The organism is Achromobacter spanius, assembly GCF_039673305.1.
Taxonomy (GTDB): domain Bacteria; phylum Pseudomonadota; class Gammaproteobacteria; order Burkholderiales; family Burkholderiaceae_B; genus Achromobacter; species Achromobacter spanius_F.
In genome coordinates this window covers 221,861-239,837 of sequence record NZ_JBDJLJ010000001.1, presented here as the reverse complement: position 1 = coordinate 239,837, position 17,977 = coordinate 221,861, and the positions used below count along the sequence as shown (strand labels likewise).

The window sequence follows — 17,977 nt, the reverse complement described above, 5'->3', positions numbered from 1 at the left end:
AACCTTAGGACCTCTTCTGGCGCAGCAGCGCCTGCTTGAAGCGTTCGAACTCCTGATTGAAGTCGAGTGTACGCTTCTGTGACGTCATGGCCGCCAGGATGCTGCTGCCGCCGGCTTGCGGCTTGACCCAGATCCAGACGCGGCGGTCTCGAATATAGAACATCGAGAAAACCCCCAGGACCAGCAGCAGGCTGCCCAGGTAGACCGTGTTCTTGCCCGGCGTGCGGCTCACCTGGAACACGCTGGCCTGCACGTGGTTGAAATCAGCCAGCGACAGGAACACCGGCGCCGGGTAGACGGTCAGGTCGGACAGCGCCGCCACGGCCAGCCTGGACCATGCCGCCGCGCGCTCGCCCTCCGGGCCTTCGACCGCGACAGGGGGTTGTCCCGCACGTTCGCGCGCGATGGCGCGCAGCTCGTTCATGCTGGCGCCGATCAGGCGTATCACGACGTCGGCCGCGCGCTCCAGGTCGGCCGCGGGCGTGTTCGCCTGCAGGAAGGCGGCCACGGCCTGCAGGCCGCCGGTGGCAAACGTGTCCAGCGCGCGTTCGGCGGCGGTCTGCAAGGGTTGGCGATCCGCGCCGGACGGGCTGTTGCGCTCCGCGAAGCGGCGGGCGGCTTCCTGGCGCGCGGCCGGATCCGCCAAGGTGGCGCGCAGGCGCATGAATTCCGCGATCGAGCTGTCGTCGTCGGCGGGGATGCGCAGATAGCGGAAGGGCTCGGAAGCGTTGTTGCGCACCCCTGCCAGGAACACGGCCGCGCCGTCCAGTTCGACGGGCAGCATGTAGTTCTGGAACTCGTGGGCCTGCCCGGCGTCGTCGATCAGCTTGTACTCGACGCTGGGACCCACGTTGCGCAGGTTTTCGTTCTTCTTGCCCGCGGCGCTGCCGGACACCGACGCCACGTGCTCGGCGAAGCTCTGGTTGGCGCCCTTGGGGTCGCCGCGGGTCAGGTCTTCGACGTTGATCGGGCGCATGGCCGTGATCTCGATGCCCATGCTGCGAGGGCCCTTTGCCGTCTGGGCCGTCAGCTCGCTGGTCTTGCCCACCGTGCCGTCGACGGCGAACGTCGCGTCGTTGGCGCCCACCAGCGGATAGCCCTTGAGCACGACGGTGCTGCCGCCGTCATCGAAGCTGGACTGGTAGACGGTCATGCCCTTGAAGCGCAGCGGCTCGTTCACTTCGATGGTGGAATCGAAGGTCTTGCCCGTATCGGGATCCGTCACCTCGACTTCGCTGGCGAAACGGCTGGGCATGCCGGTGGAGTAGTAATCGACGATGAACTTCTTGAGCTTCAGCGTGAAGGGCATGGGCTGCACGAGCGCCCCGTCGCCCACCATCACGACGGCCGTGCTGGCCTGGCCGCCCTCGGGCACCAGCACGCTGGCGCGAAAGCTCGGGTTATTGACCGACAGGCGGCCGCTCTCGGGCACTTCGGAGATCAGCATGTTCTCGACGATGGGCTGCTTGCCGCCGAACATGACCTGCAGGCGCGTCGGCAGTTCGCTATCGAGCAGGCCGCCGATGCAGATGATGACCATGGCGGCGTGGGCGAACACATAACCCAGCCGGTTGGCGCTGCCCTTCTTGGCCGCCAGCAGCACGCCGTCGCGGTCCTGGCGTTCGCGCACCGCGTAGCCCAGCCGGCCCAGCAAGGCCTTCAGGCCGGCCACGGTATGCGGCACATCCGTGGGCTCCTGGGTTTCCACGCGATGCGGAAAGGCGCGCAGGCTGCCCTCGCGCACGTGCTCGCGGAACGAGCGCGCATCGCGCAGCATCTTGGGCGCGTTGCGGATCAGGCACACCGACGTGGAAACGACCAGAAAGCCCATGATCAGCAGGAACCACCAGCTGTTGTACACGTGCCAGATCGAGAACTTGTCGAACACTTCGAACCAGAACGGGCCGAACTGGTCGATGTAATTGTTGGACGAGCGGTTCTGCTGCAGAACCGTCCCCACCAGGCTGGCCACGCAGATGAACATCAGCAGGCTGACGGCAAAGCGCATCGAACCCAGAAGTTCAAAGAAGTCGCCTGGCAGGCTGCGCAAAGAGGGACGGGAGTGGGTTCGAGTCGAATTCATGAAAAAAGGGGGGCCGCGCGATTGGCTACCCCCCTCATAGACAGCGCGTGATGGAACCAGGTTCCATCACGCTCAAGTTGCGTCAACGCGGACCAGCCGCGCACGTTGCGGCCGATCGCCTACCGAAGACCCGCTGCGTAGTCCGACACCGCCTTGATGTCGGCATCCGACATGCGGTCCGCAATGGCGTGCATGACGTCGTTCTTGCGGTCGCCGCTGCGGAAAAGCTTCAGCTGCTCTTCGATATACGTGGGGAACTGCCCCGACAAGCGGGGGTACTGGCCGGGAATACCGGCGCCATTGGCAGAATGGCATGCCGCGCAGGCAGGAACGTTGCGATCAGGCAAACCGCCGCGCCAGATCTTTTGACCTAGCTCAACCAGCTTCTCCTGGCCGGCCGTGGCAGGCTCCTTCAGCGGCTGGGTCGCCAGGTACAGCGCGATGTTCTGCATGTCGGCCGGCGTTAGGTTCTGCGCCATGGCCGTCATCGGGGTCGGATTGCCGCCTGCGCCATTGCGCACGGGCAGCTTCGCGCCCTCTTTCAGCTGAAAATCGGCCAATTGCTTGGCCAGATATTCGTGGGGCTGCGCGGCCAGGTTGGGATTCACCGGTATGGTGCTGTTACCCGCCGCGCCGTGACAGGAGGCACAGGCAATGATTCCTCGGGACGCGTCTCCCTGGTCAAACAGCTGACCGCCCTTGGCGGCATCTGGTTTGGCCGGGCCCGCAGCGCCGTTGGCGGCGAAACTCGTAGCAGAGAGGGCGGAGGCGCCGAGCAACAGCCCGCTCGCGACCAACATCCGGGACAGCACACGCTTCATGAAGACCTCGACGATCACATCGATCAAGGCGCAAAAAGGCGCCCACGCCTGCCCGCACTCGCAGTAAACCGTATCGAACCTGTTTTGCTTGTCCTGCTTGCGATCTTGCTGCGGCGCTGTTTGGGCAGTACCCACAAGGGGCTGAAACAGCTAAACAGTAAGCAAAAAAGACGGCTCCGCGCACGGGGACCACTGTAGCAAACGCCGGATTATACAATAGGGCTCGAAACCAACCGTATCCAAAGCCATCCGTGTCCCTCCTACATCGCGCCTCTTTCCTCACTTCCGCGGCTCGCCTCGACCAGTTGCCGGCCGCCGGCGCTCCCGAGGTCTGCTTTGTCGGCCGCTCAAACGCCGGCAAGTCCACGGCCATCAACGTGCTGTGCAACCAGCGCCGTCTTGCGTTCTCCAGCAAGACGCCCGGCCGCACGCGCCTGATCAACATGTTCGGCTTGCCCGACCCCCTGGATCCGGAGGGCCACATCGGCTATCTCGTCGACTTGCCCGGCTACGGCTATGCGTCCGTGGCCCGCAACGAGAAAGAAAAATGGGCGGACATTCTTGGCGGCTATCTGCGCGACCGCGAGTCGCTGGCAGGCATCGTGCTGCTCATCGACATCCGCCGCGGCGTCACCGAACTGGACCGCCGCCTGGCCAATTTCATCGCTCCCACCGGACGCCCGGTGCTGGCGCTGCTCACCAAGGCCGACAAACTGCCCTACGGCCAGCGCATGCGCACGGTCTTCTCGGTCCGCAAGGACCTGGCTGATATCGGCGCGCTGCACACCATTCCTTTCTCGGCGCCCGAGCGCATCGGGCTGGAAGAGGCCGGCGCGCATATCGAAAACTGGATTTCTCCCAAGGTCGTACCATGAACCCGCAGATCATCACCCCTGACTTTCCGGTTTCCCGCCCCCGCCGCCTGCGCCGCGACGACTTCACCCGCCGTCTGGTGCGCGAGAATGCCCTCACGGTCAATGACCTGATCTATCCGGTTTTCGTGGCCGAGGGCACCGGCCTGCGGCAGGCCGTCCCGTCCTTGCCTGGCGTGGTCCGCTATTCCCTGGACACCCTGTTGCCCGTCGCGGAAGAATGCGTGGCGCTCGGCATCCCGGTTCTGTCGCTCTTCCCTGCCATCGATCCCGCCCTCAAGACGCCCGACGGCATCGAAGCCGCCAACCCCGACGGCCTGATCCCGCGGGTGGTGCGCGAGCTGAAGTCGCGCTTCCCGGAACTGGGCGTCCTGTGCGACGTGGCGCTGGATCCGTACACCAGCCACGGCCAGGACGGCGTCATCGACGCGGACGGCTACGTGATCAACGAACCCACCGTGGAAATCCTGGTCCGGCAGGCGCTCACGCAAGCCGCGGCCGGCGTCGACATGGTGGCGCCCAGCGACATGATGGACGGCCGCATCGGCGCCGTGCGCCGCGCGCTGGAAGCCAACGGGTTCATCCACACGCGCATCATGGCCTACTCGGCCAAGTACGCCAGCGCCTTCTATGGCCCGTTCCGCGACGCGGTGGGCTCGGCCACCAACCTGGGCAAGTCCAACAAGATGGCCTACCAGATGGATCCGGGCAACATCGACGAGGCCCTGCGCGAAGTGGCCGGCGACCTCCAGGAAGGCGCCGACATGGTCATGGTCAAGCCCGGCATGCCCTATCTGGACGTGCTGCGCCGGGTCAAGGATGCGTTCCGCGTGCCCACCTTCGCCTACCAGGTCAGCGGCGAATACGCCATGATCAAGGCCGCCGCGGCAAACGGCTGGCTGGACCACGACAAGGTCATGATGGAAGCCCTGCTAGCCTTCAAGCGCGCCGGCGCCGACGGCATCCTGACGTACTTCGCCATCGAAGCCGCAAAGCTGCTCAAGAGCCAGCGGTAAGGCGCATCGTGCATCCCGCGCGGCCCTGGGCCGCGCGGGTCGGGCTCAGGCCTTCACCGGTCCCGGCCTGGCCTGCGGCGTGCGCCGCAGCCCCAGCCAGGTCCCGCCCAGCACGCACGCAAGCCCCGCGACGTGGGTCGGCGTGACGTGTTCGTCCAGGAACAGCGCCGCGAACAGCAGCCCGAAAATCGGCAGCCAGTTCACGAACAGGGCCGCGCGGCTGATGCCCAGTCGGGCAATGCCCGCATTCCACACGATATTGCTCACGCCCGAGGCGATCACCGCCGAAAAAAGCAGCACGGCCCATGGCCACCACGGCATCTGCCACGCGCCGGACTGGTACGCGGCCGGCGTCAGCGCCGCGTGCGCAACCAGCATCAGTCCGCCCGCCAGGTACATGTACCAGAGCATCCCCAGCGGATCCATAATCCGCGACATCCGCTGGATGACCAGCCCGCCGAACACGAACACCAGCACGGCCACGAAAACCACCGCGTCGCCCCACCCTGTCAGGCCGAGCTGGGCGCCGCCGCCGGCCACCACCATGCCCACCCCCAGCAGTCCGAGCAGCGCGCCCGAAATGCGCACCAGGGTCAGTCTTTCGCGGTAGAAAATCGCGGCCAGCAAGGCGGACAGCAAAGGACTGGTGGCCATGATGAGCGTGCCGTTGGCGGCCGACGAAAACCGCAGGCCAGACACCAGCGCCACCTGGTGCGCGTACACCACCAGGAATCCGGCCAGCGCCACCCAGCCCAGCTCCGTGACGCCCAGCTTGGGAATGCGGCCGCCTCGCGCCTTGATGATGAGCGTAACGGTGATGAACGCAATGACGATCCGTACGGCGGCCAGCGCCTGGATGTCCATGTGCTGCGTCAGGTACTTGATGGAGACGATGTTCAGGCCCCAGGTGGCCATGACGAACATCAATTGAAGGTAGATAAGACCGTTCCGGTCCTGGCTTGCATCTACTGTCGGGGACGTCACGGGCGTCGGCCTGGAAGGGTTGGATGCGCCGCCCACGCGGCGCAGCGGACATGGTATATCGCCCCGTCCCCCGGTTCAATGCGCGTCCCCGCGCGTTGCGCGCATCAGACGCGGGCGCGCGTCCACGCCCTGCTTCCTCAGCGCACCAGCACCCTGTCCAGCGATTCCGTGAAGCGCTTGGCGTCCTGGAAACCCACGACCCGCGCGTCCTGGATTTCCTTGCCGCCCGGCTCGAAGAACATGATCCCGGGCGGGCCGAACAGGCGGAAACGCTTGAGCAGCGCACGGTCGTCGGCATTGTTGGCAGTGACGTCCGCCTGCACCAGCACCATCCCCGCCATCCGTTGCGCAACGCCGGGGTCGGTGAAGGTGAAGCGTTCCATTTCGCGACAGGACACGCACCAGTCCGCATAGAAATCCAGCATGACGGGCTGGCGGCTTTGCGCCAGCACCGCGTCCAGTTCGGCGCTGTTGCGCACACGCTTGAAATGGACTTCGCCGCCGGCGTTCACGGCGCCGGTCGGCGCATCGGCGCGCGCGGCCAGGTGCGACAGGGGCTGCAGCACGTCGCGGCCGCCGCTGGCCGCGCCCACCAGCCACGCCGCCGCCGCCAGCGCCAGCAGCAGGCCCAGGCCCTTGCCGAACATGCGCGCGGCGCCCGCACCCTCGGGCAGCGCATCGAACGCCCGCAGCATCACCGCGGATACGACGGCCAGGAAGGCCCAGCCCGTCATCTGCACCCAGGTCGGCACCACGGGAATCAGCATCCACCATGCGGTCGCCAGCAACAGCATGCCGAACAGCCGCTTCACGCCGTCCATCCACGGCCCGGCCTTGGGCAGCAAGGCGCCCGAGGACGCTCCCACGATCAGCAGCGGCACGCCCATGCCCCAGGCCATGGCGAACAGCGCGGAACCGCCCAGGACCACGTCCCCGGTTTGCGAGATATACAGCAGGGCGCCCGCCAGCGGCGCCGCCACGCAGGGGCCGACAATCAGCGCCGACAGCGCGCCCATCACCAGCGCGCCGGTGTAGCGTCCGCCGGGAATGCGCGAAGACCTTTCCGACAGCCTGGCCTGGATGCCCGAGGGCATCTGGAAGGTGAACACGTCGAACATCGCCAGCGCCAGCACGGCCAGCAGAATGGCGAACAAGGCAAGGATCCACGGCGTCTGCAGCCAGGCGGCCAACCCCGCGCCGCTCAGGCCCGCTGCCACGCCCAGGGCGGTGTACACCACCGACATGCCCAGCACGTAGGTTGCCGCCAGCGCCAGCCCACGCCCGCGCGCCGGCCGTTGCTGCGTCGCTCCGCCCAGCACGATGGAAGACAGAATGGGAATCATGGGCAGCACGCAGGGCGTGAAGGCCAGCAAGAGGCCCAGCACCAGGAACACGCCCGCAGTCTTGACCCAGCCCAGGCCGCCCAGCGCGTCGGCCAGACTGGTGTCGCCCGCATTGATCAGCGCGCCCAGGCCGCCGGATCCCGCGGACGAGGCCGGAGCAGCGGCCCCCGCCAGGGCGTAGCCGCCCGCCACCGGCGTCAGCTTCACGCTGCTGTCCATCGGGGGATAACAGAGCCCGGCATCCGCGCAACCCTGGCCCGTCAGCGTCAGGGTGAAGGGTTGGCCCGCCGCCGTCACCGGCACGCGTATGGCCACGTCCTTGTGGAAGACTTCCATGTCTTTCTCAAAGGTCGGGTCGTACTTGACCTCGCCCTTGGGGTAGACAGGTTCGCCCAGCGTCGTCGCGTCCGCCGGGGTGATCGCGATGGCGAAGCGCTCGCGGTACATGTAATAGCCGGGGGCAACGCGAAAGCGCAGCTCCAGCATGTCCGGCGATGTCATCTCGGCGCTGAAGGCAAAGGCCTTCTCGGGCTCCAGGAAATCGGCCTCGGCCCGCGCGGCCGTTTGCCATGCCATCAGCAGGAGCAGCATCGCCAGGAACGCCAGGCATTGCCTGATAAAGGCGGAGGTCGCGCTGGCGGCGCGCCTGGGCGCGCCGACGGTACCGGCAAGTTGCAACATCAGTCTCTCTTGTTCTGCGTAGTGGCCGTCTGCTCGCGCACCCAATCCAGGTATGGCGCCGCGCCGCCGATGACCGGCAGCACGATGATCTCGGGCACATCGTAGGGATGCATCTGCGCCAGCGCCTGCACGACGGCGGCTTGGCGCGCGAAGGTGGTCTTGATGTGGATCGGGATTTCCTCCGCCCCTTCGACCTCACCGTTCCACATGTAGATGGACAGGCCGGCGGCGCCAAGGTTCACGCAGGCGGCCAGTCCGTCCTCCACGAGCACATGCGCAATGCGCTTTGCCAGCAGCAGGTCCGGCGCATTGCTGATGACCAGCACGACGTCGTCATCGCGCAACATGGAGCCTCCTTGGGATACCCGCGTGGGATGTAACTCGGGGTATTTTATCGGTATTGCGGCCGCGCCCCGGCTCCGCCCGGGCCCGAACGAGCCGCGCCGCCATTTCAATCGCCGAGGCAAGCATGTCCGACAACTGCCTGTTCTGCCGCATCGCCCGCCACGAGATCCCCGCGCACATCATCCACGAGGACGACCGCCTGCTGGCCTTCCTGGATATACAACCGGTGCGCGCCGGGCACACGCTCATCATTCCCAAGCAGCACTATCCCTACTACGAGGACATGCCGGCGGATTTGGCCGGCCGCATCCTCAACCTGGGTCAGAAGCTGGGACGCCACATGAAGCGCCTGTATGGCGTGGAACGGGTCGGCTTCGCTTTCACAGGCATCCACGTCGCGCATGCCCATGCGCACGTCATCCCCATGCACCACCCGCAGGACGTCACGTCCACGCAATACATCGAGCAGCAGGACCTGACCTTCAGGATGCCGCCCCAGCCCCCCCAGGAGGCGCTGGCGGCCACCGCAGCGCAACTGCGGGACGAACTGCACGCCTCCTGACCCAAAGCCGCCCTGGGCGGTTTTGGTCGGGCCACACACGGGAGGCCGCGCAGGTCGACCCGTTCAGGCGGGGCCGCTCAGGTCTGGCCGCTCAGGTCTGGCCGCTCAGGTCTGGCCGCATAGGCCGAGCTCAAAAAAACAAGGGCGGGTCCGAAGACCCGCCCTTGTCGCTTATCGAGCTGCCGAATTACTCGGCGCTGTCCGCAGCGGCTTCATCGACTTCCGGACGGTCAACCAGTTCCATGAAAGCCATGGGAGCGTTGTCGCCTTGACGGAAGCCCATCTTCAGCACGCGGGTGTAGCCGCCGTTACGGGCCGCGTAGCGCGGGCCAATTTCGGCAAACAGCTTCACAACCGCATCGCGATCGCGCAGACGGGCAAATGCCAGACGCTTGTTCGCGAGCGTGGGCTCTTTGCCCAGCGTGATCAGGGGTTCGATGACGCGGCGCAGTTCTTTCGCCTTCGGCAGCGTGGTCTTGATTGCTTCGTGGGTGATCAACGAAACAGCCATGTTGCGGAACATGGCAAGACGGTGACTGCTGGTGCGGTTGAGCTTACGCAAGCCATTACCGTGACGCATGATAAGTTTCCTTTGAATCTAAAGACGACGTTTCCGCCATCGGGTTGCCGGCTCTTCTATCAGCCTGCAATCAGGCCGCGGTCCGGTAGAAAACGGTGCATTTTACGACGGTTTCGCAAATCGCCCGGCGGCAAAGCCGGGCGCTGCGGGAGACGCCCCTTTTCAGGAGCGGCACCCTTGCAAGACTTAGGGACGCTCCAGGCCCAGGGGCGGCCAGTTCTCGAGCTTCATGCCGAGCGTCAGGCCACGTGCAGCCAGAACTTCCTTGATCTCGTTGAGCGACTTGCGACCCAGGTTCGGGGTCTTGAGCAGCTCGTTTTCGGTACGCTGGATCAGGTCGCCGATGTAGTAGATGTTTTCGGCCTTCAGGCAGTTGGCCGAACGCACCGTCAGCTCCAGGTCGTCGACCGGGCGCAGCAGCACCGGATCGATCTGCGGCGTGCCGCGGACCGGGGCTTCGTACGAATCGCCAGCGCCTTCCAGGGCGGCGAAAACCGAGATCTGATCCATCAGGATGCGAGCCGACTGGCGCACCGCTTCCTCGGGCGAGATCACGCCGTTGGTTTCGATGTCCAGCACCAGCTTGTCCAGGTCAGTGCGCTGTTCCACACGGGCGCTTTCAACGGCGTAGCTCACGCGGCGGACCGGGCTGAACGAAGCGTCCAGAACGATGCGGCCGATGGTGTGGGTGCGGTCTTCCGACAGCGCGCGCACGTTGCCCGGAACGTAGCCGCGGCCCTTCTCGACCTTGATCTGCATTTCCAGCTTGCCTGCTTCCGTCAGGTTGCAGATGGCGTGGCCGGGGTTGATGATCTCGACGTCGTGCGGCAGTTCGATGTCGCTGGCCAGCACCGTGCCGGCGCCGGACTTGCGCAGAACCAGCGTCACTTCGTCGCGGTTGTGCAGCTTGAAGACCACGCCCTTCAGGTTCAGCAGGATGTCGACGACATCTTCGCGAACGCCCGGGATGGTCGAGTATTCGTGCACCACGCCCGTCATCTGGACTTCGGTCGGCGCGTAGCCGGTCATCGAAGACAGCAGGATGCGGCGCAGGGCGTTGCCCAGCGTGTGACCGTAGCCACGCTCGAACGGCTCCATCACGATCTTGGCATGGTGCGTGCCGACCGGTTCGACTTCAATGGAGCGCGGCTTCAGGAAACCTTGAGTGGACATTTACTGTGTTCCTTTTCAATACCCTCGGCTCGTTACACCGATAAGGCTGATGGACAGGGTGAAACTTGAAACGCGGTTGGCGCAGAAAACGCCGCCCGATACTTACCGCAAAGCCCGCCCCGCCAAAAGGCGGAAAGCGGGCTGCTGCGGGACGTGCAAACGGGTCGCGGGACCAGCTGCCAGCGCTTCCAGGAAGGATGCGCCGGCAGGCGTGATTAACGCGAGTACAGTTCGACGACCATCGATTCGTTGATGTCGCGAGCGACGTCAGCGCGATCGGGGGCCGACTTGAACGTACCGGTCAACTTGGTCGTGTCGACTTCCACCCACTGGGGGATGCCGATGCTGGTGGCCAGGTCGAGCGATTCCTTGATGCGGCCTTGCTTCTTGGCCTTTTCGCGGACCGAGACGACGTCGCCAGCCTTGACCAGCATCGAAGCGATGTCAGCCGTGTGGCCGTTCAGTTCGATGGCGCGGTGGCTCACCAGCTGGCGAGCTTCGGCGCGCGTCGAGCCGAAGCCCATGCGGTAGACGACGTTGTCCAGACGCGATTCCAGCAGCTGGATCAGCGTTTCGCCGGTGTTGCCACGGCGGCGCTCGGCTTCAGCGAAGTACTTGCGGAATTGCTTTTCCAGCACGCCGTACATGCGCTTGAGCTTTTGCTTTTCGCGCAGCTGCAGGCCGTAGTCGGAAGTGCGGGCACCCGAAGTGCGGCCGTGTTGGCCAGGCTTGGAATCCAGCTTGCACTTGGAATCCAGCGAGCGGCGGGCGCTCTTCAGGAACAGGTCAGTACCCTCGCGGCGCGAGAGCTTGCATTTGGGTCCAATATAACGTGCCATGTGGATTCCCTTTAGATACGACGACGCTTCGGCGGACGGCAGCCGTTGTGCGGAACGGGCGTGATGTCGGCGATGGACGAAATCTTGATGCCCAGCGCGTTCAGAGCGCGCACCGACGACTCGCGACCGGGGCCGGGGCCCTTGATGCGGACTTCCAGCGTCTTGATGCCGTACTCGAGCGCGACGCGGCCAGCCGTTTCAGCGGCGACTTGCGCGGCAAACGGGGTCGACTTACGCGAACCCTTGAAACCAGCACCGCCCGACGTGGCCCACGACAGTGCGTTGCCCTGACGGTCGGTGATGGTGATGATGGTGTTGTTGAACGAAGCGTGAACGTGCGCGATGCCGTCCGAGACGTTCTTCTTGACCTTTTTGCGCACGCGCGAAGCGCCGCTGGTGGAAGCTTTCGCCATAATCCTGTTCCTCGATTATTTCTTCAGGGACGCAGCAGCACGACGCGGGCCCTTGCGGGTCCGGGCGTTGGTGCGAGTGCGCTGGCCGCGCACGGGCAAACCGCGCTTGTGACGCATACCGCGGTAGGTTCCCAGGTCGATCAAACGCTTGATCGAGAGCTGTACTTCACGACGCAGGTCGCCTTCAACCGTGAACAAACCAACATGTTCGCGGACGCGTTCCAATTCAGCGTCGCTCAGATCCTTGACCTTTTTGTCAAAGGGTACGTTTGCCGCTTCGCAAATCTTGCGAGCGCGCGTACGACCGATGCCAAAAATGGCGGTCAGGCCGATCTCGGCGTGCTGTTGCGGCGGAATGTTAATGCCAGCAATACGGGCCATGACTGTTCCTTGAATAAATCCGTTGCGTAGTCGCTAACCCGAGTTAGCCTTGACGCTGCTTGTGACGCGGGTCGGTGCAGATAACGCGCACCACGCCGTGACGTTTGATAACTTTGCAGTTGCGGCAGATCCGCTTAACCGATGCCATTACTTTCATGGTTGACTCCTAATTTTCCGTAATCCGGTTCCGCTCATTTGGAGCGGAAAACTATCCTGGCTCGCGTCAGATCATAGGGCGTGAGCTCCACTGTGACCTTGTCACCCGGCAGGATCCGGATGTAATGCATACGCATCTTGCCGGAAATATGGCCCAACACCACGTGGCCGTTTTCGAGCTTGACGCGAAATGTCGCGTTCGGGAGGTTCTCAAGAACCTCGCCTTGCATCTGAATGACGTCGTCCTTGGACATTCTTTTGCTTACCGCATCGGCAAACCCGCGCCCTTGAAGTTAGCCTTCTTGAGCAACGAGTCGTACTGGTGAGACATCATGTAGGCCTGAACCTGTGCCATGAAATCCATCGTCACCACCACAATGATCAACAGAGACGTACCACCGAAGTAGAAGGGAACGTTCCAGCGCATCACCAAGAATTCCGGCAACAGGCACACCAACGTGATGTAGATGGCACCTGCGAGCGTCAAACGCATCAGGATCTTGTCGATGTAGCGCGCCGTTTGCTCGCCCGGACGGATGCCCGGAACAAACGCACCACTCTTCTTCAGGTTGTCCGCCGTTTCGCGGCTGTTGAAAACCAGAGCCGTGTAGAAAAAGCAGAAGAAAATAATCGCGACCGAGTACAGCGTGATGTAGAGCGGTTGACGAGGCGACAGGGCCGCAGCCAGGTCGCTAAGCCAGCGCATGTTCTCGCTGCTGGAGAACCAGCTCGTGATCGTGGCCGGGAACAGAATGATCGACGACGCGAAGATCGGCGGAATCACCCCTGCCATGTTCAGCTTCAGCGGCAAATGCGAGCTTTGACCACCGTAGACCTTGTTGCCGACCTGACGCTTGGCGTAGTTCACCGTGATCTTGCGCTGTCCGCGTTCCACGAACACCACAAAAGCGGTAACCAGCACCACCAGAGCCACGATGAACAGCGCCGAAAGCACAGACATCGCGTTGGTGCGGACCAGGTCCAACAGAGCAGCCAGCGCCGCGGGCAGACCCGCAACGATACCTGCAAAGATCAGGATGGAAATCCCGTTGCCAAGACCACGTTCCGTGATTTGCTCACCCAGCCACATGACAAACATGGTGCCGGTGACCAAGGTCACGACGGTCGTGAAGCGGAACAACATGCCCGGATCGATCACCAGTCCCTGCTGGGACTCCAGCGCCACCGAAATGCCCACAGCCTGCACCAGCGCCAGCACGACCGTGCCGTAGCGGGTGTATTGGGTAATCTTCCGACGTCCGGCCTCGCCCTCTTTCTTGAGCGCTTCCAGCGACGGCACCACCACCGACATCAACTGCATGATGATGGATGCCGAAATGTACGGCATGATCCCCAGGGCAAAAATCGAGAAACGCGAGAGCGCCCCGCCCGAGAACATGTTGAACAGGCCCAGGATCCCGCCCTGGTTCTGACGGAACAAGTCCGCCAGCGCATCCGGGTTGATACCCGGTACGGGGATGTGTGTACCCAAACGGTAAACCACCAGGGCGAGCACCAGGAACACCAGACGGCGCTTCAGATCGCCGTAACGTGCTCCGGATTTGCCCAATGCCTGCGCGTTAGCCACTCGTCACCTCTGATCAAGCAAGCGAGCCGCCCGCGGCTTCGATGGCGGCGCGAGCGCCGGCCGTCGCGGTAATGCCCTTGAGCACGACCTTGCGCGAGAGTTCACCCGACTTGATGACCTTGGCGTAACGAACCGCCTGGCCAATCACGCCGGCCGCCTTCAGCACTTGCACATCGATTTCGTCGATGGGCAGGGCCTGGAGGTCCGACAGACGAACTTGGGCATACAGGTGTTGACCCAGCGGGGTGAAACCGCGCTTGGGCAGGCGACGTTGCAGCGGCATTTGACCGCCTTCGAAGCCAACCTTGTGGAAACCGCCCGAGCGCGACTTCTGACCCTTGTGACCACGGCCGGCGGTCTTACCCAGACCCGAACCGATGCCACGGCCGACGCGGCGCTTGGCGTGCTTGGAGCCCTCGGCGGGCTTCAGCGAATTAAGTTGCATATCCGACATGGTGATTCCTTAGGCTTCCGAGACGGAAACGAGATAATCCACCTTACGGATCATCCCACGCACCTCGGGCGTATCGACCAGCACGCGGCTGCTGTTGATGCGGCCCAAGCCCAAACCGCGAACCGTATCACGGTGCGATTGCTTGGTACCGATCACCGAGCGCACGAGGGTCACTTTGATCTGCTTCTGAGCCATGATTTACCCCAGGATCTCTTCGACCGTCTTGCCGCGCTTGGCAGCAACATCGGCCGGGGTCAGGGAGGCGCGCAGGCCGTTCAACGTGGCGCGAACCATGTTGTAGGGGTTGCTCGAGCCCAGGCTCTTGGCAACCACGTTACGCACACCCATCACTTCGAAAATAGCGCGCATCGGGCCGCCGGCGATAACGCCGGTACCTTCAGCAGCGGGCGAAATCAGCACGGTGGCGGCGCCATGCTTGCCAACCACGGTGTGGTGCAGCGTGCCGTTCTTCAGAGCGACCTTGAACATGCCGCGACGGGCTTGTTCCATGGCCTTCTGAACGGACACCGGCACTTCACGCGCCTTGCCCTTGCCCATGCCGATGCGGCCATCGCCATCGCCAACCACGGTCAGCGCGGCAAAGCTCATGGTGCGACCACCCTTGACCACTTTGCTCACGCGGTTGACCGCGATCATCTTTTCGCGGAGGCCGTCATCGTTCTCTTTTTCCGCGGCGTTCTTGCCTTGTACTTTAGCCATTTGACAGATCCTCGCTTAGAACTTCAGGCCGGCTTCACGCGCGGCATCGGCCAGCGCTTTCACGCGGCCATGGTAACGAAAGCCCGAGCGATCGAAAGCGACCAGTTCGATGCCGGCAGCCTTGGCCTTTTCGGCCACGCGCTTGCCGACCAGCGTAGCAGCGGCTTTGTTGCCGCCCTGACCGGTTTGGCCGGCCAGTTGCGCACGCACTTCGGCTTCCACCGTCGAGGCGCTGACCAGAACGCGATCGCCTTCCGGCGAAATGATGTTGGCGTAGATGTGCTGGTTCGAGCGGAAGATCGAGAGGCGGTGAACGCGCAGCTCGTTGATCTTCCGGCGGGTCGGAACCGCACGACGCAAACGGGAAACTTTTTTGTCCATGATTCGTCCTTGCGTGCGCCGTTATTTCTTCTTGGTTTCTTTGATGACGACGCGTTCGTCCGAGTAACGCACACCCTTGCCCTTGTAGGGTTCGGGTTCGCGGTACGCGCGGATTTCAGCGGCCATCTGACCGACGACTTGCTTGTTGGCGCCCTTGATGACGATTTCCGTCTGGGTGGGGCATTCGGCCTTGATACCGGCCGGCAACTGGTGCAAAACGTCGTGCGAGAAACCGAGCTGCAGCTTAACGGCGTCGCCTTGAATCGAGGCGCGGTAACCCACGCCAACCAGATTCAGCTTGCGCTCGAAACCCTTGCTCACGCCAGTAACCATATTGGCCACCAGCGCGCGCACGGTACCCGACATGGCGTTGGCGTGACGGGTTTCGTTGGCGGCGGCAAACGTGAGCTTGCTGCCGTCCAGCGAAATCGTGACGTCGCCAGTCAGGGCTTGGGTCAAGGTGCCCAGCGGACCCTTGACAGTGATCTGATCCTGCTTGATGTCAGCTTCGACACCCTTGGGCAGTTCGACCGGATACTTAGCGATACGTGACATTCGAATTTCTCCTTAGGCCACGTAGCACAGCACTTCGCCGCCGACGCCGTTGGCGCGAGCCTTACGGTCGGTCATGACGCCGCGCGAGGTCGAAACGATAGCCACGCCCAGGCCGTTCATGACCTGAGGAATGCTGGTACGGCCCTTGTAGATACGCAGACCAGGGCGCGAAACGCGTTCGATGCGCTCGATAACCGGACGGCCAGCGTAGTACTTCAGGGTGATCTCGAGTTCAGGCTTGGCCTGGGAACCCTTGACTTCAAAGCTGTCGATGTAGCCTTCGTCCTTCAGCACAGCGGCAATGGCCGCCTTCAGCTTCGAGGAGGGCATGTTCACCGTAACTTTGTCCACTTGCTGCGCATTGCGAATGCGGGTCAGCATATCGGCGATGGGATCGCTCATGCTCATATTGTTTCTCCTACCAGCTGGCCTTGGTGATGCCGGGGATTTCGCCCTTCATCGCCATTTCACGCAGTTTGTGGCGCGTCAGGCCGAACTTGCGGAACACACCGCGAGGACGACCGGTGACCACGCAACGGTTACGTTGACGCGTCGGGTTGGCATTGCGCGGCAGCTGTTGCAGCTTGAGCCGAGCTTGGTAACGTTCTTCGTCGGTCTTCGACTGGTCGTCAATGATCGACTTCAACTCAGCGCGCTTGGCAGCGAACTTGTCAGCCAGCTTGGCGCGCTTGATGTCGCGATTGATGAGGGAAAGTTTAGCCACGTCATCAGCCCCTTAGTTACGGAACGGGAAGCTGAAGGCCGTCAACAGCGCCTTGGCTTCTTCGTCGGTCTTCGCGGAGGTGGTGATGCTGATGTTCAGCCCACGCAGCGCGTCGATCTTGTCGTACTCGATTTCGGGGAAAATGATCTGCTCTTTCACCCCGATGTTGTAGTTGCCACGGCCGTCGAACGCACGACCCGAGATACCGCGGAAGTCGCGCACGCGAGGCAGCGCAACCGCCACCAGGCGATCCAGGAATTCGTACATGCGTTGACCACGCAGCGTGACCATGCAACCAATCGGGTAGTTTTCGCGGATCTTGAAACCGGCGATAGCCTTCTTGGTCTTCGTCACGACAGGCTTCTGGCCGGCGATCTTGGTCAGATCCGACACAGCGTGTTCAATGACTTTCTTGTCGGAGACCGCTTCCGAGACGCCCATGTTCAGGGTGATCTTGGTGATGCGCGGCACTTCCATTGCGCTCTTGTAGCCAAACTTGGCCTGCAGGTCGCCAGCGACCTTGCTCTTGTAGAAATCTTGCAAACGAGACATGTCTATCGCCCCTTACGCCTTGGCGCCGACAACGGCACCATTGGAACGGAACACGCGGACCTTGCGACCGTCGACTTCTTGAACGCCCACGCGGTCGCCACGACCGGTTGCGGGGTTGAAGAGCGCCACATTCGAGATGTGGATCGGCATGGTCTTTTCGACAATCCCGCCCGGGTTGTTAGCCATCGGGTTGGCTTTCACGTGCTTCTTGGCAACATTGACGCCTTCGACCAGGACGTGGTCGGCGTCAACGCGGGCCAGCACGGTACCGCGACGCTTCTTGTCGCGGCCGGTCAGGACGATGACTTCGTCGCCTTTACGAATGTTGTTCATCGTAGGGCTCCTTACAGCACTTCCGGGGCCAACGACACGATCTTCATGAACTTCTCGGTACGCAGTTCACGCGTAACGGGTCCGAAGATGCGGGTGCCGATGGGCTCCAGCTTGGCGTTGAGCAACACGGCGGCATTGCCACCGAAACGAATCAGCGAACCGTCTTTACGGCGCACGCCCTTGGCGGTACGAACCACCACGGCATTGTAAATTTCGCCTTTCTTGACGCGTCCGCGCGGAGCCGCATCTTTGACGCTCACCTTGATGATGTCGCCGATACCGGCATAACGGCGCTTGGAGCCACCGAGCACCTTAATGCACATGACATGACGCGCACCAGTGTTATCGGCCACGTCCAGCGTGGTCTGCATTTGGATCATGATTTTTCCTGTTCCAACTTAACTGGAAATACGGTTTTCCC

The 17,977-nt window shown here is 63.1% G+C and carries 26 protein-coding genes; 3 read left to right on the top strand and 23 right to left on the bottom strand.

Annotated features, from left to right (window positions below):
- Positions 1–4: 4 nt before the first annotated feature.
- Together ABE485_RS01195 and ABE485_RS01190 are read right to left on the bottom strand one after the other, a co-directional pair.
- On the bottom strand, positions 5–2,083 hold the full coding sequence (locus tag ABE485_RS01195; protein WP_346512856.1) for a cytochrome c biogenesis protein ResB: 2,079 nt from the start codon (positions 2,081–2,083) through the stop codon (positions 5–7).
- 119 nt (positions 2,084–2,202) lie between these two features.
- Positions 2,203–2,904 carry a c-type cytochrome gene (locus ABE485_RS01190; RefSeq protein ID WP_346513093.1) on the bottom strand — a complete coding sequence of 234 codons (702 nt, stop codon included), beginning with the start codon at positions 2,902–2,904 and terminating at the stop codon, positions 2,203–2,205.
- A gap of 251 nt (positions 2,905–3,155) precedes the next feature.
- On the opposite strand from ABE485_RS01190, the gene yihA reads away from it, so the two are divergent.
- Complete coding sequence (gene yihA, locus ABE485_RS01185; RefSeq protein WP_346512854.1) at positions 3,156–3,779, top strand: ribosome biogenesis GTP-binding protein YihA/YsxC; 624 nt, start codon at positions 3,156–3,158, stop codon at positions 3,777–3,779.
- Positions 3,776–4,792 carry a porphobilinogen synthase gene (gene hemB, locus ABE485_RS01180; protein WP_346512852.1) on the top strand — a complete coding sequence of 339 codons (1,017 nt, stop codon included), beginning with the start codon at positions 3,776–3,778 and terminating at the stop codon, positions 4,790–4,792. Before yihA ends, hemB begins: the two co-directional genes overlap by 4 nt.
- 45 nt (positions 4,793–4,837) lie before the next feature.
- Here the strand turns inward: hemB and ABE485_RS01175 are convergent, their stop codons facing one another.
- From ABE485_RS01175 to cutA, 3 genes are all read right to left on the bottom strand, one after another.
- On the bottom strand, positions 4,838–5,716 hold the full coding sequence (locus ABE485_RS01175; protein WP_346513092.1) for a DMT family transporter: 879 nt from the start codon (positions 5,714–5,716) through the stop codon (positions 4,838–4,840).
- A 197-nt stretch (positions 5,717–5,913) separates the two neighbouring features.
- Positions 5,914–7,800, bottom strand: a complete 1,887-nt coding sequence (dsbD, locus tag ABE485_RS01170; RefSeq protein ID WP_346512850.1) for a protein-disulfide reductase DsbD — start codon at positions 7,798–7,800, stop codon at positions 5,914–5,916.
- A complete protein-coding gene (gene cutA / locus ABE485_RS01165; RefSeq protein ID WP_346512848.1) occupies positions 7,800–8,147 on the bottom strand; it encodes a divalent-cation tolerance protein CutA in 348 nt (115 codons plus the stop codon). Before cutA ends, dsbD begins: the two co-directional genes overlap by 1 nt.
- Positions 8,148–8,269: 122 nt before the next feature.
- On the opposite strand from cutA, the gene ABE485_RS01160 reads away from it, so the two are divergent.
- Positions 8,270–8,707 carry an HIT family protein gene (locus ABE485_RS01160; RefSeq protein WP_346512846.1) on the top strand — a complete coding sequence of 146 codons (438 nt, stop codon included), beginning with the start codon at positions 8,270–8,272 and terminating at the stop codon, positions 8,705–8,707.
- A 187-nt stretch (positions 8,708–8,894) separates the two neighbouring features.
- Here the strand turns inward: ABE485_RS01160 and rplQ are convergent, their stop codons facing one another.
- The 18 genes from rplQ to rplN form a co-directional block, all read right to left on the bottom strand.
- Positions 8,895–9,287, bottom strand: a complete 393-nt coding sequence (gene rplQ / locus ABE485_RS01155; RefSeq protein ID WP_006216513.1) for a 50S ribosomal protein L17 — start codon at positions 9,285–9,287, stop codon at positions 8,895–8,897.
- A gap of 186 nt (positions 9,288–9,473) precedes the next feature.
- The gene (locus ABE485_RS01150) at positions 9,474–10,460 is read right to left on the bottom strand and encodes a DNA-directed RNA polymerase subunit alpha (RefSeq protein WP_008169002.1); all 987 of its coding nucleotides are present in this window, start codon (positions 10,458–10,460) and stop codon (positions 9,474–9,476) included.
- Positions 10,461–10,675: 215 nt separating this feature from the next.
- On the bottom strand, positions 10,676–11,299 hold the full coding sequence (gene rpsD, locus ABE485_RS01145; protein ID WP_088143469.1) for a 30S ribosomal protein S4: 624 nt from the start codon (positions 11,297–11,299) through the stop codon (positions 10,676–10,678).
- Positions 11,300–11,310: 11 nt separating this feature from the next.
- Positions 11,311–11,712, bottom strand: coding sequence for a 30S ribosomal protein S11 (rpsK, locus tag ABE485_RS01140; RefSeq protein WP_006216516.1), 402 nt, complete (start codon positions 11,710–11,712; stop codon positions 11,311–11,313).
- A gap of 15 nt (positions 11,713–11,727) precedes the next feature.
- A complete protein-coding gene (gene rpsM, locus ABE485_RS01135) occupies positions 11,728–12,093 on the bottom strand; it encodes a 30S ribosomal protein S13 (RefSeq protein ID WP_008168996.1) in 366 nt (121 codons plus the stop codon).
- A gap of 43 nt (positions 12,094–12,136) precedes the next feature.
- Entirely contained in the window at positions 12,137–12,250 is a 114-nt protein-coding gene (gene rpmJ, locus ABE485_RS01130) for a 50S ribosomal protein L36 (protein WP_003806928.1), read from the bottom strand.
- Between the two features lie 34 nt (positions 12,251–12,284).
- The gene (gene infA, locus ABE485_RS01125) at positions 12,285–12,503 is read right to left on the bottom strand and encodes a translation initiation factor IF-1 (RefSeq protein WP_003806927.1); all 219 of its coding nucleotides are present in this window, start codon (positions 12,501–12,503) and stop codon (positions 12,285–12,287) included.
- Between the two features lie 8 nt (positions 12,504–12,511).
- Positions 12,512–13,837 carry a preprotein translocase subunit SecY gene (gene secY / locus ABE485_RS01120; protein ID WP_043519460.1) on the bottom strand — a complete coding sequence of 442 codons (1,326 nt, stop codon included), beginning with the start codon at positions 13,835–13,837 and terminating at the stop codon, positions 12,512–12,514.
- 13 nt (positions 13,838–13,850) lie between these two features.
- Positions 13,851–14,291: a 50S ribosomal protein L15 gene (rplO, locus tag ABE485_RS01115; protein WP_346512840.1), complete on the bottom strand. Its 441-nt coding sequence runs from the start codon at positions 14,289–14,291 to the stop codon at positions 13,851–13,853.
- 9 nt (positions 14,292–14,300) lie between these two features.
- The gene (gene rpmD / locus ABE485_RS01110; RefSeq protein ID WP_006216520.1) at positions 14,301–14,486 is read right to left on the bottom strand and encodes a 50S ribosomal protein L30; all 186 of its coding nucleotides are present in this window, start codon (positions 14,484–14,486) and stop codon (positions 14,301–14,303) included.
- Between the two features lie 3 nt (positions 14,487–14,489).
- Complete coding sequence (gene rpsE, locus ABE485_RS01105) at positions 14,490–15,011, bottom strand: 30S ribosomal protein S5 (RefSeq protein WP_008168987.1); 522 nt, start codon at positions 15,009–15,011, stop codon at positions 14,490–14,492.
- 15 nt (positions 15,012–15,026) lie between these two features.
- Complete coding sequence (rplR, locus tag ABE485_RS01100) at positions 15,027–15,392, bottom strand: 50S ribosomal protein L18 (RefSeq protein WP_008168985.1); 366 nt, start codon at positions 15,390–15,392, stop codon at positions 15,027–15,029.
- A 21-nt stretch (positions 15,393–15,413) separates the two neighbouring features.
- Entirely contained in the window at positions 15,414–15,947 is a 534-nt protein-coding gene (gene rplF / locus ABE485_RS01095; protein WP_346512837.1) for a 50S ribosomal protein L6, read from the bottom strand.
- A 12-nt stretch (positions 15,948–15,959) separates the two neighbouring features.
- On the bottom strand, positions 15,960–16,355 hold the full coding sequence (rpsH, locus tag ABE485_RS01090) for a 30S ribosomal protein S8 (RefSeq protein WP_346512835.1): 396 nt from the start codon (positions 16,353–16,355) through the stop codon (positions 15,960–15,962).
- 10 nt (positions 16,356–16,365) lie between these two features.
- Positions 16,366–16,671 carry a 30S ribosomal protein S14 gene (rpsN, locus tag ABE485_RS01085; protein ID WP_006227037.1) on the bottom strand — a complete coding sequence of 102 codons (306 nt, stop codon included), beginning with the start codon at positions 16,669–16,671 and terminating at the stop codon, positions 16,366–16,368.
- Between the two features lie 12 nt (positions 16,672–16,683).
- On the bottom strand, positions 16,684–17,223 hold the full coding sequence (gene rplE / locus ABE485_RS01080; RefSeq protein WP_008168978.1) for a 50S ribosomal protein L5: 540 nt from the start codon (positions 17,221–17,223) through the stop codon (positions 16,684–16,686).
- 12 nt (positions 17,224–17,235) lie between these two features.
- Positions 17,236–17,556, bottom strand: a complete 321-nt coding sequence (gene rplX / locus ABE485_RS01075) for a 50S ribosomal protein L24 (protein ID WP_006216530.1) — start codon at positions 17,554–17,556, stop codon at positions 17,236–17,238.
- An 11-nt stretch (positions 17,557–17,567) separates the two neighbouring features.
- Positions 17,568–17,936, bottom strand: a complete 369-nt coding sequence (gene rplN, locus ABE485_RS01070) for a 50S ribosomal protein L14 (protein ID WP_006216531.1) — start codon at positions 17,934–17,936, stop codon at positions 17,568–17,570.
- Between the last annotated feature and the right edge of the window lie 41 nt (positions 17,937–17,977).